Genomic DNA, 13,631 nt, shown 5'->3' with positions numbered 1-13,631 from the left:
CCGCTGCCGTCGGCATAAACTATTGGACGGCGTGCAACGCCGCCAGATTAAAATCGATGGGCATCGTCACCCGAACCTTGTCCTGCTGAAGCATCTCCACCGGCGGTTGCGGCAAAGGCTGCGCCCGAGTCACCACCGCCAGTGCCTCTCGATCCAGCGAGGCGGTACCTGACGACGCCTGCAATCTCAAATCAGACACCCGGCCCTGCGCATCCACCGTAAAGACCACCTGCGGCATGCCTGTACGGCGGCGGCGCTGTGCATCCGACGGATAGCGTTTGATGCGGTTCAGCAGCCCCTTAACCTGGCTTTCCCACGACAGCTTGGCCTGCAGTTGACTGGCGGAATCACTGTTCAGCGGTGCCGCCGCCTGCCGGGCAACATTCAACGCTTTCGGTGCCGCGGCGCTGGAGGCCGCAGCGTGTTTGGTCTCTTTTGCCTGCTCCTCGGGCTTCGGCTGAGTTTTCTGCGGCGGCCGCTGTTCAGTTCGCTTCTTTTCGGCCACGGCAATCTTGGTTTTTTCAGCCCTTGCCAGCTTTGGTAAGTCGGGTTGTTCTTGCTGTTCAGCCGGTTGTGCAGCAGACGACTGCGCCTGCTGTACGCCTAGCGGTAAGGGTTTGGGACTTTCCGGCGCTTCAATCTGCGCGGCCCAGCTCATCATTACCGCCGGAGGCGGCAATTGCATCGGCGGCAGCGAGCGTGGCGGCCAGTAAAACAACAGTACCAGCGCCACATGTGCCGCGATAGCGCACACAAAACCGCGCGCCCAGCGCGGTTGCGGCATCGCAGGGGCCGAAAAAGAGAAAGACTGACTTAGCATAGGGACATTAGATTACTTAATTGCGAATGATTGCAGATCACATTTGCTAATGATAATCATTTGTAATTATTATTAACAGTCCTTTTCACTGCCTTAACAGATTCATTTTACGGCCGGGGTTATCCACAGGTAATCGGCCACCTGTTTGTCGACCTGCACCCCGGGTTCCGCCAGCATCAGTACCGTTGGCAACGCAGCCGGTTGCAAATCCTGCACGTGCAGTGGCACTCCTACGGATTTGGCGGCATGGTAGCCACCGGCAATCAACAGCGCGGGAGTGGGCGCGGCCAGCAGGCGTTCGGCCATGCGGCGGTCACGCTGCTGTTGGATCGCCAGCATCGCATGCAATTGTTGAGGTTCAATCTTGCCGCCGTGCGAAGTGCGAATAGTTTCCTCCAGCGCTTTCTGCACCACCGGACGCACCGACAGTTGGCCCTGCGGGAAACTTGGCTGCTGATAAAAAGCCATGATTTCATCGCGATCCAGGTTAGCCGACCACAGCGGATAGGGTGCACGCATCGCCGCCATTACCACATCGCCGTACAGCGACCATTTCCACCCCGACTGCCAGCCGATCAACTCCGCTACGCGTCCGTCGCGAACGCTGGGGTCCCCCTGCAGCCACTGTTTCACCTGGTTAACCTTGTCTTGCTGATTCGGGTTAATCATTTCCATCAGCACGCTACCCTGAGGACGCTGCTGCGGCAGGTTTTGCACCAGCCACAGCTCAATCTGATGGTGATAGGGGTTATCGTGTTTTTCGCCGACAATGACCCGCGGTTGAGCGGCCAAACGGGCCAGAAGCTGGTCAGGTGACAGGCTTTCTCCACTGCGCAAATCCGTAATTTTGCCCAAACTATCAAGGGTAGTTTTTGGCGAGGAAACCGGGGTTTGGCTACAGGCGGCGAGCGCCAGCGCGGCCAATAAAATCAAAAGTCTCATGATGCTGCCCTGTCATAAAAAGTGGCGACATTATAGATAATAATTATCATTTGCATATAGACAACCCCCTTTCCTGCGACATCGATAACTATTTTTTTACTTTAGGATCTCTGACCACGCATTGATTTCATGAAGTATTGCGGGTATAACCAATAGCCATTTAGCAGCTTAGACGTCTATACGGGTAAAATACCATGCATTCACCTGTCCCCGCCGAAGGGCAATTCAAACGCACCATGAAGGCTCGGCACCTGGTGATGCTGTCGCTGGGTGGCGTGATCGGTACCGGGCTGTTTTTCAACACCGGCTATATCATTTCCACCACCGGCGCCCTGGGTACCCTGCTGGCCTATCTGATTGGCGCACTGGTGGTCTATCTGGTCATGCTGTGCCTGGGCGAGCTTTCGGTGGCGATGCCGGAAACCGGCGCCTTCCACGTTTACGCCTCCCGCTATCTTGGTCCGGCGACCGGTTATACCGTGGCCTGGCTCTATTGGCTCACCTGGACCGTCGCACTCGGTTCCAGCCTGACCGCCGCCGGTTTCTGCATGCAGTATTGGTTCCCACAGTCGCCGGTTTGGCTGTGGTGTTTAATTTTCTGCGCGGCCATTTTCCTGCTCAACGTAGTCACCACTCGCTTCTTCGCGGAGAGCGAATTCTGGTTCTCGTTGATCAAGGTGATCACTATTTTGGCGTTTATCATCCTCGGCGGAGCAGCCATGTTTGGCCTGCTGCCGATGAAAGACGGCACCCCGGCTCCCTTTCTGCATAACCTGACCGCCTCCGGCTGGCTGCCCAACGGCACCCTGCCGATCCTGATGACGATGGTGGCGGTCAACTTCGCTTTCTCCGGCACGGAGCTTATCGGCATTGCCGCAGGCGAAACCGAAAATCCGGAAAAGGTGGTGCCCTGGGCGATACGCACCACGGTGATCCGCCTGATGCTGTTCTTTGTCGGCACGGTGTTTATTCTGGCTGCGCTGATCCCGATGGATCAGGCCGGGATTGTCAAAAGCCCGTTTGTGTTGGTGTTTGAACGCATCGGCGTGCCCTATGCCGCCGATATCTTTAATTTCGTCATCCTGACCGCCATCCTGTCGGCCGCCAACTCAGGCCTGTACGCTTCGGGCCGCATGCTGTGGTCGCTGGCCAACCAGCGCACCCTGCCGGCCTATTTTTCTCGCGTCAATAAACGCGGCATTCCGATCAATGCGCTGACCTTCAGCATGCTTGGCGGCGTACTGGCGCTGTTAACCAGCGTGATTGCGCCGGACACGGTGTTTGTTGCCCTGTCGGCCATTTCCGGCTTTGCCGTGGTGGCAGTTTGGTTGAGCATCTGCGCCTCACACTACGCTTTCCGCCGCCACTATCTGCGCAGCGGCCAGCCGATCGCCGGCCTGAAGTACCGCGCGCCGGGCTATCCGTTAACGCCGATCGTCGGTTTTTCCCTGTGCCTGCTGGCCTGTATCGGACTGGCGTTCGATCCGGAGCAGCGCATCGCGCTTTACTGCGGGCTGCCGTTCGTCGCACTGTGCTACGCCGCCTATTATCTGACCCGCCGCAGCGGGCAAAAAACATCTTTGGGAGAAAATCATGTCGGTTAACAACCCCGTCGCCACGCTGTTGGCTACCCACAACACGCTGATCCTTGACGGCGCACTGGCGACCGAACTGGAGGCTCGCGGCTGTGACCTCAGTGATCCCCTGTGGTCGGCCAAGGTGCTGATCGAAAACCCCGAGCTGATTTATCAGGTTCATCTCGACTATTTCAACGCGGGGGCGCAGTGCGCCATCACCGCCAGCTATCAGGCCACGCCGCAGGGCTTTTTGCGCCGGGGGCTGGATCACGAGCAGTCACTGGCGCTGATCGCCAAAAGCGTGCACCTGGCGCAACAGGCGCGCAGCGACTTTCTGGCTCAGCACCCGCAGGCAACCCCCTTGCCGATCGCCGGCTCGGTCGGCCCCTATGGCGCTTATCTGGCCGACGGCTCTGAATATCGCGGCGATTACGCATTACCGCAGGAAGAAATGATCGCCTTCCACCGCCCACGCATCCGTGCGTTGGCCGAGGCCGGCGTAGATCTGTTGGCCTGTGAAACCCTGCCCTCGTTCACCGAGCTGCAGGCGTTGCTCACGCTGTTGCAAGAATTCCCGACGCTCGGCGCCTGGTTCGCCTTCACCCTGCGCGACAGCCAACACCTCAGCGACGGCACGCCGCTGACGCAGGTGCTGGCAGCGCTGCACGGCAATCCGCAGGCGTTGGCGATTGGCATCAACTGCATTGCGCTGGAAAATGTAGCTCCGGCGCTGCGCCAATTTGCCGTGCTGACCGATAAACCGCTGTTGGTCTATCCAAACTCCGGCGAACATTACGACGCGGTGAGCAAAACCTGGCACGCCTGCGGCGGCGAGCACGGCAGCCTGATTGATCAGGTAGGAGAATGGCAACGCATCGGCGCACGGCTGATTGGCGGCTGCTGCCGGACTACGCCAAAGGATATTCGCCAGATCGCGGCACTCTGCAAGGCATAAAAAAGCCCCCTGCGCCAAGGCGTCAGGGGGCGGTTTAATGCCGAAGGCTTATAACGGTGCGGTCTGCGCTTCCACAACCGCCAGCGCCACCATGTTGACGATGCGGCGCACCGAGGCGATTGGCGTCAGGATGTGTACCGGTTTCGCTACTCCCATCAGCACCGGCCCCACGGTAACCCCTTCCGAAGACGACACACGCAGCAGGTTGTAGCTGATACGCGCCGCTTCCATGTTCGGCATAATCAGCACGTTGGCCGAGCCTTTCAGCGGGCTGTCCGGCATCAGATCATTACGAATGCTCTCAACCAACGCGGCATCGCCGTGCATCTCGCCGTCGATTTCCAGCTCCGGTGCCATCTGATTCACCAACTCGAGCGTTTTACGCATCTTGCAGGCTGCCGGGTTATCGGAAGAACCAAAGCTGGAATGGGACAGCAACGCGACCTTCGGCTCAATGCCGAAACGACGCACGGTTTCCGCCGCCATCAGGGTGATTTCCGCCAGTTGCTCCGGCGTCGGATCGTCATTGACATAGGTGTCGGCGATAAAGGTGTTGCCGCTTGGCAGCAGCAGCGCATTCATCGCCCCGGCGACATGGGCGCCCTCACGGAAGCCAAATACTTTTTCAACCACGTCGTAATGCTCGTGATAGCTGCCGATGGTGCCGCAGATCATCGCATCCGCCTCGCCACGATGCAGCATGATGGCGGCAATCAGCGTCGGGTTGCCGATCACCGCACGGCGCGCCTGTTCCTGCGAAACGCCGCGGCGTTTCATGATCTGGTAGTACTCGCCCCAGTATTCATTGAAACGCGGATCGGACTCGTTGTTCACCACTTCAAAGTCTTTACCCGGCGTCAGCTGCAGACCGAGTTTTTTCAGCCGCATTTCGATCACGCTCGGGCGCCCCACCAGAATCGGATAGGCCAAGCCTTGCGACACCAGTTCCTGAGTGGCGTGCAGTACCCTTTCTTCTTCGCCTTCCGCCATCACCACCCGCTTCATTTCCTTCTTCGCCTGAGCAAAGATCGGTTTCATGAACAGGTTGGTTTTGTAAACGAATTCAGACAGCTTTTCGACATAGGCATCAAAGTCTTCGATCGGCCGCGTCGCCACGCCAGACTCCATCGCCGCCTTGGCCACTGCCGGAGCGATTTTAACAATCAGGCGCGGATCGAAAGGTTTGGGAATGATGTATTCAGGGCCAAATGACAGATCCTGATCACCATAGGCCGACGCCACCACGTCGCTTTGCTCTGCCAGCGCCAGATCGGCAATCGCATGCACGCAGGCCAGCTTCATCTCTTCGTTAATGGTGGTCGCCCCCACGTCCAGCGCACCGCGGAAGATGAACGGGAAGCACAGCACGTTGTTTACCTGATTCGGGTAGTCGGAGCGGCCGGTACAGATAATGGCGTCCGGGCGCACGGCTTTCGCCAGCGGCGGCAGGATTTCCGGTTCTGGGTTGGCCAGCGCCATGATCAACGGATCCCTGGCCATGGTTTTCACCATATCCTGAGTCAAGACACCCGGGCCGGAACAACCGAGGAAGATGTCGGCGTTAGGGATAGCGTCACCCAGCGTACGCTGGCCGTTATCTTCAATCGCATAAGCCGCCTTGGTCTGCTCCATATTGGCGTCACGGCCTTTGTAGATAACCCCTTTGGAGTCGCAGACGGTAATGTTCTGCTGGCGCAGCCCCAGAGCCACCAGCAGGTTCAGACAGGCGATCGACGCGGCGCCGGCTCCGGAAACCACCAGCCGCACGTCGGAAATATTCTTTTTCACTACACGCAGGCCGTTCAACACTGCGGCGGTCGTGATGATCGCGGTACCGTGCTGATCGTCGTGGAACACCGGGATCTTCATGCGCTCGCGCAGTTTCTGCTCGATGTAGAAACACTCCGGCGCTTTGATGTCTTCCAGGTTAATGCCGCCGAAGGTCGGCTCCAGCGCGGCGATGATGTCGATCAGCTTGTCAGGGTTTAGCTCATCGACTTCGATATCAAACACGTCGATACCGGAAAACTTCTTGAACAGGACGCCCTTCCCTTCCATCACTGGTTTACCGGCCAGCGCACCGATATTGCCCAGGCCCAGCACGGCCGTGCCGTTGGAAATGACCGCCACCAGGTTGCCACGCGCGGTATATTTGTAGGCCGCCAGCGGATCGGCAGCAATTTCCAGACAAGGTGCCGCGACGCCCGGCGAATAGGCCAGCGCCAGATCGCGTTGCGTTGCCAGCGGCTTGGTGGGGGATACCTGGATCTTCCCTGGGACCGGATATTGGTGGAAATCAAGCGCACTCTGTTTGAGCTGTTCGTCCATTGTAGGTTCCTATGCTTTTTGCTTTTATGTTGAGGTAAGGCTATTAAGCTGTGTCCTGCCATTGTTCGTGCCAGCGTCGCAGACCCAAAAGCCCGTAATCAAGGCGGAGGATGCTGGACATAGCGTGCCTATGTTCAAACCCGACAACGCTAAGTACGGTTTTTTGGGGCGCGGCCCGAAGGGCTGGCGCTCACCTACAATGGCAGGACGCAGCCTTGTAGTATAGTGAGAGAAACGTCACAAACTTTGAAGCGGGCCAAAACCTTGATCGAAATAGTTTTATAAAAGTAAAAAAAGAAGTACCACAGGACGAAGAAGAAAAACACTGCCATCAGTGCGCTGGCAGTTGGGCGCGCCAGGCATTCAGCGTGGCCACCCGGCCTGCGCAAATTTGTAACGAGGTTTGTAGTGCCAGGGTATAACTCAGCGCATCACCCCAGGTATTGCCCAGCAGCTGCGGCTGCTCGCACGGAATAAACACCGTTTCAGGGGGCAACAGTACCACCGGCACTGCCGGCTGTGGCGGTTGGGCGCAGGAGCTCAATAACAGCGCCAGGCATAGGCTGCCCAGCGCAGGCGTCATTTTTAATCGCTTCACGGTATTTCCTCTGATAAACATCGCTTTGCTGCCGCAGCTGCTGCTCCTGTTGCTGCTGAGCCGCCATCAGCGCACGATTCTGTGCATCCTGAGTTTGCAGCGTGGCAATCAACCCCGCCTGCTGCGCCAGGGTCTTTTGCTGCTCTAACGCCTGCTGCCGCGCCTGCTCCAGCCGGTGCGACAACAGCGAGCTGTAGCCGCCAAGGCAGATGGCTACCAACAACAACAGCAGCAATCCGCCCTGCGCCAGCCTGCTCAGCCAACCGCTCATGCCGGGTAATCCTTAAAGGAAAGCTGGAAGTGGGGCCCGTCCTTCAGCGTCTTCCATTCCCCGCCCCACTCAACGGCAACCGCACACTCTCGCGCGGCACGACGGACCGCCACCGCGATTTGCGCATAATAGTCCCACTCCCAGGACACCACGCCTGCCGGCATAGCCACCACGTCCACCGCGTGGCCGGTCAAATGGCGGCTTTTCAGCGTCTGGCTTTGCCCACCCCGCACCAGGTCACGCTGACGCGCCATGCTGCGGCGCCCTTCGGTGATGGAAAAAGGCACCAGCGAATAATGCAGCGCCAGCCGCATCACCCGCACCAGATCCGGATGCACGTCCATTAAATTGGTCTCGCTGCGTGCGGTAAAACGAATGTCTTCAATTTCATTTATCATCTTTAAACCCCGTTTTTTTGCCAATAAATCTTTTAATTAATGCGCTGATATAATCAGCCCCAAGAAAACCAATCAGCACGCTGGCAAGGTTCGCCCACTTTAATTCCAGCCCGGTCAGCGCCAAAGCGTCGCGCACCGTCCAGGCCAATAACGCGCACATGCCTGCATTTAATAAACGGCGCCGCATACCGACATTGCGATAAGCCCCGTGCAATAGCGCCATGAGCCCTGCCAAAATGGCATTCATCACCGGCTGAAGATATTCACATGCTCGCTGAATAATTAAGCCAACAGCGTCTGGCTCTAAGCTGGACATAGCTACACTCCTATTTTATTTTAATTAAACGCCAATCACGGCCGGTGGAATATCGGTACCATCAGAATCTAGTTAAGGATGCTATAACAAAGCAAATGAATAAATACAGCCTCTAAAGTCAAATTCATTCATGCTCACCCATGGCACAACACCGCCCTGCCAAATAACTTGGCAAGCCGATAAAAAATTCATCTTTATTGTGATTTATTTCGACTTCTCTTTATCCGATAAATAAACATTAATAGCGGCGGGAGATTCACTCTCAATGACAAAAACCTTAACTCTGGAGAAATACCATGTCAGAACGTAAAGCCGTTATTGGTTATTATTTCATTCCTACTAACCAAATTAATCACTATACCGAGTCCGATACTTCAATCGTACCTTTCCCGGTGTCCAATATTACACCGGCCAAGGCCAGGCAACTGACCCACATTAATTTCTCGTTCCTCGACATTAACAGCAATCTGGAGTGTGCCTGGGATCCGGAAACCAATGACGCCAAGGCGCGTGATGTGGTTAGCCGTTTGACTGCGCTGAAGGCGCATAACCCGAATCTGCGCATCATGTTCTCCATCGGCGGCTGGTATTACTCCAACGATCTGGGGGTGTCCCATGCCAACTATGTCAACGCGGTCAAAACCCCGGCGGCACGCACCAAATTTGCGCAATCCTGCGTCCGCATCATGAAAGACTATGGCTTTGACGGCGTAGACATTGACTGGGAATACCCGCAGAGCAGCGAGGTCGACGGTTTTGTCGCCGCGCTGCAGGAAATCCGCACCCTGCTCAATCAGCAAACCCAGGCCGACGGCCGTCAGGCGCTGCCTTACCAACTGACCATCGCCGGTGCAGGTGGCGCGTTCTTCCTGTCGCGCTACTACAGCAAGCTGCCGCAGATCGTCGCCTCACTCGATTACATCAACCTGATGACCTACGATCTGGCCGGCCCATGGGAAAAAATCACCAACCACCAGGCAGGCTTGTTTGGCGACAGCGCCGGGCCAACCTTCTATAACGCGCTGCGTGAAGCCAATCTCGGCTGGAGCTGGGAAGAGCTGACTCGCGCCTTCCCCAGCCCGTTCAGCCTGACGGTAGACGCCGCCGTACAGCAACATCTGATGCTGGAAGGCGTGCCGAGCAGCAAAATCGTCATGGGCGTGCCGTTCTACGGCCGGGCGTTCAAAGGCGTCAGCGCCACTAACGGCGGCCAGTACAGCAGCCACAGCACGCCGGGGGAAGATCCCTTCCCTGGCACCGATTACTGGTTGGTCGGCTGTGAAGAGTGCGTCCGCGACAAGGATCCGCGCATCGCCTCTTACCGCCAGCTGGAGCAAATGCTGTTGGGCAACTACGGCTATCAGCGCCTGTGGAACGATAAAACCAAAACGCCGTATCTGTACCACGCGGCCAATGGCCTGTTCGTCACCTATGACGATGCCGAAAGCTTCAAGTACAAGGCGAAGTACATCAAACAGCAGCAACTGGGCGGCGTGATGTTCTGGCACCTGGGCCAGGACAACCGCAATGGCGATCTGTTGGCCTCACTCGACCGTTACTTCAACGCACCGGACTATGACGACAGCCAGTTGGATATGGGCACCGGCTTGCGCTATACCGGCGTTGGCCCAGGTAATCTGCCAATCATGAGCGCCCCGGCCTACGTTGCCGGTACCACCTATAACCAGGGAGCATTGGTGTCGTATCAGGGCTATGTCTGGCAGGCCAAGTGGGGCTATATCACTGCCGTGCCGGGTTCCGATACCGCCTGGCTGAAAGTGGGTCGCGTGGCGTAACGGTCAGCGACAACATAAAAAAACCCCGGGGCTGATGGCGACGGGGTTATAGGCTGCGTCCCACCATTGCACATGACGCCGTCGCAGACCCAAAAGCCCGTAATCAAGGCGGAGGGTGCTGGGCATAGCGGGCCTACGTTCAAGCCCGACAACGCAGAGTACGGGCTTTTGGGGCGCGACCCGAAGGGCTGGGGCCATTTGAACGCGCACCTGTGTTACGAGCCGCTTATTTGGCCTGCCAAACCTCACGACTCGCGCCTTGCTGCGCGTCCAAATGACCGCCAGCGGCGCTCACGTGCAATGGTGGGACGCAGCCTGCAAATTAAACGTTTAATTTTCGCATCCCTTCGTGGTCACTCCCTCAGTTGTTACACCAAGGATAACCCCCATCACGTATTACTTCCCGCCCCAGCAGACTGAAGACGTCGCTTTTGCGCGTCAGCCGCTCATGCCACCAGCTAAAACCGGCCCCTTTGCTGGCCGGATGCCAGGCCAGCCAAATCATTTCATCGCCTTTTTGCATATCGACCGGTACCGTCACCAACTCGCCGCTGGCCAGCTCTTTTTCTATCAGCGCCGGCGGCAAGAAGCCGTGCCCAATACCCCGCTTCAACAGCGCCAATTTGCTCTCGACGTCGCATACCATCAGTTGGCGCTGCAACGGCATGGCGCCATGGTTACGCTTGGGCAGCTCGTGGCTGCTGTCGGCAATGCCCACCACGATATCGTTCAGCCGCTGGTTTTTATCCACCGGCTTTTTCTGCGCCGCAAAGGGATGAGAAGGAGAAACGCACAGGACAAAATTCAGCTTGCCGAGCATCAGCGTCTTGGCCTGCACGCTGTCCGGGATCTGGCCGATGGCAATAATCAAATCCGCCCGGTTGTTCTTCAACGCATCCCAGGTGCCATTCAGCGCTTCACGCTGCACGGATATGTTGGCGTTTGGGCTGTGCTGGATATAGTCGCGGATATCCTGGGTGAGCGTTTCCAGCGGAAAGAAATTATCAACCACGATGCGGATATTATTATCGAACTTTGGGATGTTTCTTACCCTACTTTCCAGATCCTGTACCGCATTTAAAATCCAGCCACCTTCCTGCAGCAGGAATTCCCCTTCATCCGTCAGGGTAATCATCGGGCCATTACGATGAAAAAGTTTCACGCAGAGTTTACTTTCTATATTGGAAACCCGGTAAGATATTGCCGAAGGGGTTTTATGCAACGCCTCCGCCGCCATTGAGAAAGAGCCGGTACTTTTGATGGTGCTGATTATTTTAATCGCATCCAGGGATAATCTAGTCATACAAATTCCTCTTTGACATAAAATAAGAAAAAAATGACACTAAATTCCCAAGTGGTTGGCGCGTAAAAGTCGTTCAAGTCACACAAGAGTAAGCAAAACCACAAGCAATATACTCTATATTGCAGCACGTCATCTGAAAGACTATTCATCAACACTTTAAATAAAATTCATCATGACGCCGTTTTTTTAGACAGCAGCGTTTAAATAAATTCAATCAAGAAATAAAAGACAATCATCATAATAATTTTAGTTAATAGCCTATAAAACATTCCACCCTGACAGCTGAGTCTAAGGGTAAAAATAAAACAAGCCGCCAAGAATGATGTTTTTAATTTTTTAATAACCTCTCTTTTTGTCGGTGAAAATAAACCCAACTTACAATACAACTTCAGTCAGGAGTGACTTATGAACAATACTTCCCGTACCCTTATGTCCCTTGGCCTGCTGAGCGCCGCGTTGTTCGGCGTATCACAACAGGCCGCCGCCCACGGTTACGTCGAAACGCCGGCCAGCCGCTCCTATCAGTGCAAACTGCAGCTCAATACCCAATGCGGCAGTGTGCAATATGAACCACAGAGCGTTGAAGGCTTGAAAGGCTTCCCACAGGCGGGTCCGGCTGACGGGCATATCGCCAGCGCCGACAAATCCACCTTCTTCGAACTGGATCAGCAAACGCCAACCCGCTGGAACAAGATCAATCTGCACACCGGCGCCAACTCCTTCACCTGGAGACTGACCGCTCGCCACAGCACCACCAGCTGGCGTTATTTCATTACCAAGCCGAACTGGGATGCGTCGCAGCCACTGACCCGTGCGTCCTTTGACCTGACGCCGTTCTGTCAACAGAACGACGGCGGTGCGATTCCAGCCGCGCAGGTCACCCACCAGTGCAACATACCTGCAGACCGTAGCGGTTCGCACGTCATCCTCGCCGTGTGGGATGTAGCAGATACGACCAATGCCTTCTATCAGGCGATTGACGTTAACTTGACCAAATAATAAGGAAGGGAAATACCACAGGGTTCAGCCGGGTGCTGAACCCTTTTTTATTGCGAGTGCGCTATGCCACATCTTTTTCCCCTCGGTCAGCCCATACTGACACCGCCTTCGCAGGTGCGGTAAGCGGCTGCAAAACCGCGCCCTACCTGGCTCGTTTCGGGATCCATTGTTCTTATCCATCGCAACAATCAGAAAAAGCGCATTTTAATCATCGGGCTTCTGATGCAGTGTGTTCAGCCTACGATGAAAAACGTTCTCATTTCCCTACATTGACGTTTGGTCAAGGAGCTTATTAATGAACCAATTAGACGCACTCAAGCAGCTCACTACGGTGGTAGCCGACAGCGGCGATATCGAATCCATCCGCCAGTTCGAACCGCAGGATGCCACCACTAACCCTTCATTGATTCTGAAAGCCGCTGCGCTGCCTCAATATAAGCCACTGATCATCGAAGCTCTGAACTATGCCCGCCAGCAAGGTGGCAATAAAGAAACCCAACTGATCAACGCCAGCGACAAACTGGCGGTGAACATCGGCGTCGAAATTCTCAAAAGCGTGCCGGGCCGCATTTCCACCGAAGTGGACGCACGCCTGTCCTTCGATCGCGGCATGTGCGTGGCCAAGGCGCGTAAGCTGATCGGCATGTATCAGGAACAGGGTATTGATAAGTCGCGTATTCTGATCAAGCTGGCCTCCACCTGGGAAGGCATCAAAGCCGCCGAAGAACTGGAAAAAGAAGGCATCAACACCAACCTGACGCTGCTGTTCTCTTTTGCCCAGGCCCGTGCCTGTGCCGAAGCCGGCGTGTTCCTGATTTCCCCGTTCGTGGGGCGTATTTATGACTGGTACCAGGCCAAACAGCCTGCTGCAGACTATGACGCCGAGCAGGATCCGGGCGTCAAATCGGTGCGCAACATTTATGAATACTACAAACAGCACCGCTATCAGACCGTGATCATGGGTGCCAGCTTCCGCAAGGTTGAGCAGATCCTGGCTTTGGCCGGTTGCGATCGTCTGACTATTGCGCCGAACCTGCTGGAGCAGCTCAAACAAAGCGAGCAACCGGTAGAACGCAAACTGACGCCATCCACCGAAGCCTTCCACCAACCTGCCCCGCTGGCCGAAGCCGAATTCCGCTGGCTGCATAATCAGGACGCCATGGCCGTTGAAAAACTGGCCGAAGGTATTCGTCTGTTCGCCGTTGACCAGCAAAAGCTGGAAGACATGCTGTCCGCTGAACTGTAATCACTCTGGAGTAAAACATGTCCTCTCGTAAAGAGCTTGCCAACGCCATCCGCGCACTCAGCATGGACGCCGTACAAAAAGC

Annotated in this window: 14 protein-coding genes; 6 read left to right on the top strand and 8 right to left on the bottom strand. The window is 56.0% G+C overall.

Annotated elements, in window-relative coordinates; translation table 11 throughout:
* Positions 1–19 precede the first annotated feature (19 nt).
* Positions 20–784, bottom strand: a complete 765-nt coding sequence (locus tag AC1RKG_RS19425; protein ID WP_493183609.1) for a TonB family protein — start codon at positions 782–784, stop codon at positions 20–22.
* 138 nt (positions 785–922) lie between these two features.
* Positions 923–1,762, bottom strand: a complete 840-nt coding sequence (locus tag AC1RKG_RS19420; RefSeq protein WP_048760987.1) for a ChaN family lipoprotein — start codon at positions 1,760–1,762, stop codon at positions 923–925.
* Between the two features lie 194 nt (positions 1,763–1,956).
* Between AC1RKG_RS19420 and mmuP the strand changes: the two genes are divergently transcribed.
* Positions 1,957–3,366, top strand: a complete 1,410-nt coding sequence (mmuP, locus tag AC1RKG_RS19415) for an S-methylmethionine permease (RefSeq protein WP_020828013.1) — start codon at positions 1,957–1,959, stop codon at positions 3,364–3,366.
* Positions 3,356–4,294 carry a homocysteine S-methyltransferase gene (gene mmuM, locus AC1RKG_RS19410; protein ID WP_198639915.1) on the top strand — a complete coding sequence of 313 codons (939 nt, stop codon included), beginning with the start codon at positions 3,356–3,358 and terminating at the stop codon, positions 4,292–4,294. Before mmuP ends, mmuM begins: the two co-directional genes overlap by 11 nt.
* Positions 4,295–4,342: 48 nt before the next feature.
* Here the strand turns inward: mmuM and maeB are convergent, their stop codons facing one another.
* From maeB to AC1RKG_RS19385, 5 genes are all read right to left on the bottom strand, one after another.
* Complete coding sequence (gene maeB, locus AC1RKG_RS19405; protein ID WP_259218122.1) at positions 4,343–6,622, bottom strand: NADP-dependent oxaloacetate-decarboxylating malate dehydrogenase; 2,280 nt, start codon at positions 6,620–6,622, stop codon at positions 4,343–4,345.
* Positions 6,623–6,953: 331 nt separating this feature from the next.
* Positions 6,954–7,118 (bottom strand): Rz1-like lysis system protein LysC, encoded by a 165-nt coding sequence (gene lysC / locus AC1RKG_RS19400; protein WP_162302858.1) that lies wholly within the window; start codon positions 7,116–7,118, stop codon positions 6,954–6,956.
* Positions 7,108–7,491 (bottom strand): DUF2570 family protein, encoded by a 384-nt coding sequence (locus AC1RKG_RS19395; RefSeq protein ID WP_493183608.1) that lies wholly within the window; start codon positions 7,489–7,491, stop codon positions 7,108–7,110. Before AC1RKG_RS19395 ends, lysC begins: the two co-directional genes overlap by 11 nt.
* On the bottom strand, positions 7,488–7,868 hold the full coding sequence (gene chiX / locus AC1RKG_RS19390; protein ID WP_461545427.1) for an L-Ala D-Glu endopeptidase ChiX: 381 nt from the start codon (positions 7,866–7,868) through the stop codon (positions 7,488–7,490). Before chiX ends, AC1RKG_RS19395 begins: the two co-directional genes overlap by 4 nt.
* 10 nt (positions 7,869–7,878) lie before the next feature.
* Positions 7,879–8,205 (bottom strand): phage holin, lambda family, encoded by a 327-nt coding sequence (locus tag AC1RKG_RS19385; RefSeq protein ID WP_020828020.1) that lies wholly within the window; start codon positions 8,203–8,205, stop codon positions 7,879–7,881.
* Between the two features lie 296 nt (positions 8,206–8,501).
* Between AC1RKG_RS19385 and chiB the strand changes: the two genes are divergently transcribed.
* Positions 8,502–10,001, top strand: coding sequence for a chitinase ChiB (chiB, locus tag AC1RKG_RS19380; protein ID WP_115058347.1), 1,500 nt, complete (start codon positions 8,502–8,504; stop codon positions 9,999–10,001).
* 361 nt (positions 10,002–10,362) lie between these two features.
* On the opposite strand, the gene AC1RKG_RS19375 is transcribed toward chiB, so the two are convergent.
* On the bottom strand, positions 10,363–11,304 hold the full coding sequence (locus tag AC1RKG_RS19375) for a LysR family transcriptional regulator (protein ID WP_020828022.1): 942 nt from the start codon (positions 11,302–11,304) through the stop codon (positions 10,363–10,365).
* 405 nt (positions 11,305–11,709) lie between these two features.
* On the opposite strand from AC1RKG_RS19375, the gene cbp21 reads away from it, so the two are divergent.
* From cbp21 to AC1RKG_RS19360, 3 genes are all read left to right on the top strand, one after another.
* Positions 11,710–12,303 (top strand): chitin-binding protein/chitosanase CBP21, encoded by a 594-nt coding sequence (cbp21, locus tag AC1RKG_RS19370; RefSeq protein ID WP_020828023.1) that lies wholly within the window; start codon positions 11,710–11,712, stop codon positions 12,301–12,303.
* A gap of 295 nt (positions 12,304–12,598) precedes the next feature.
* Positions 12,599–13,549 carry a transaldolase gene (tal, locus tag AC1RKG_RS19365; protein WP_046372969.1) on the top strand — a complete coding sequence of 317 codons (951 nt, stop codon included), beginning with the start codon at positions 12,599–12,601 and terminating at the stop codon, positions 13,547–13,549.
* Positions 13,550–13,566: 17 nt separating this feature from the next.
* Positions 13,567–13,631, top strand: a 65-nt coding sequence (locus AC1RKG_RS19360; protein ID WP_373417573.1) for a hypothetical protein, incomplete at its 3' end; no start/stop codon positions are given.

This window comes from Serratia sp. GW822-FHT06D09, from assembly GCF_058799515.1.
This window is presented reverse-complemented; position numbering and strand designations above follow the sequence as displayed.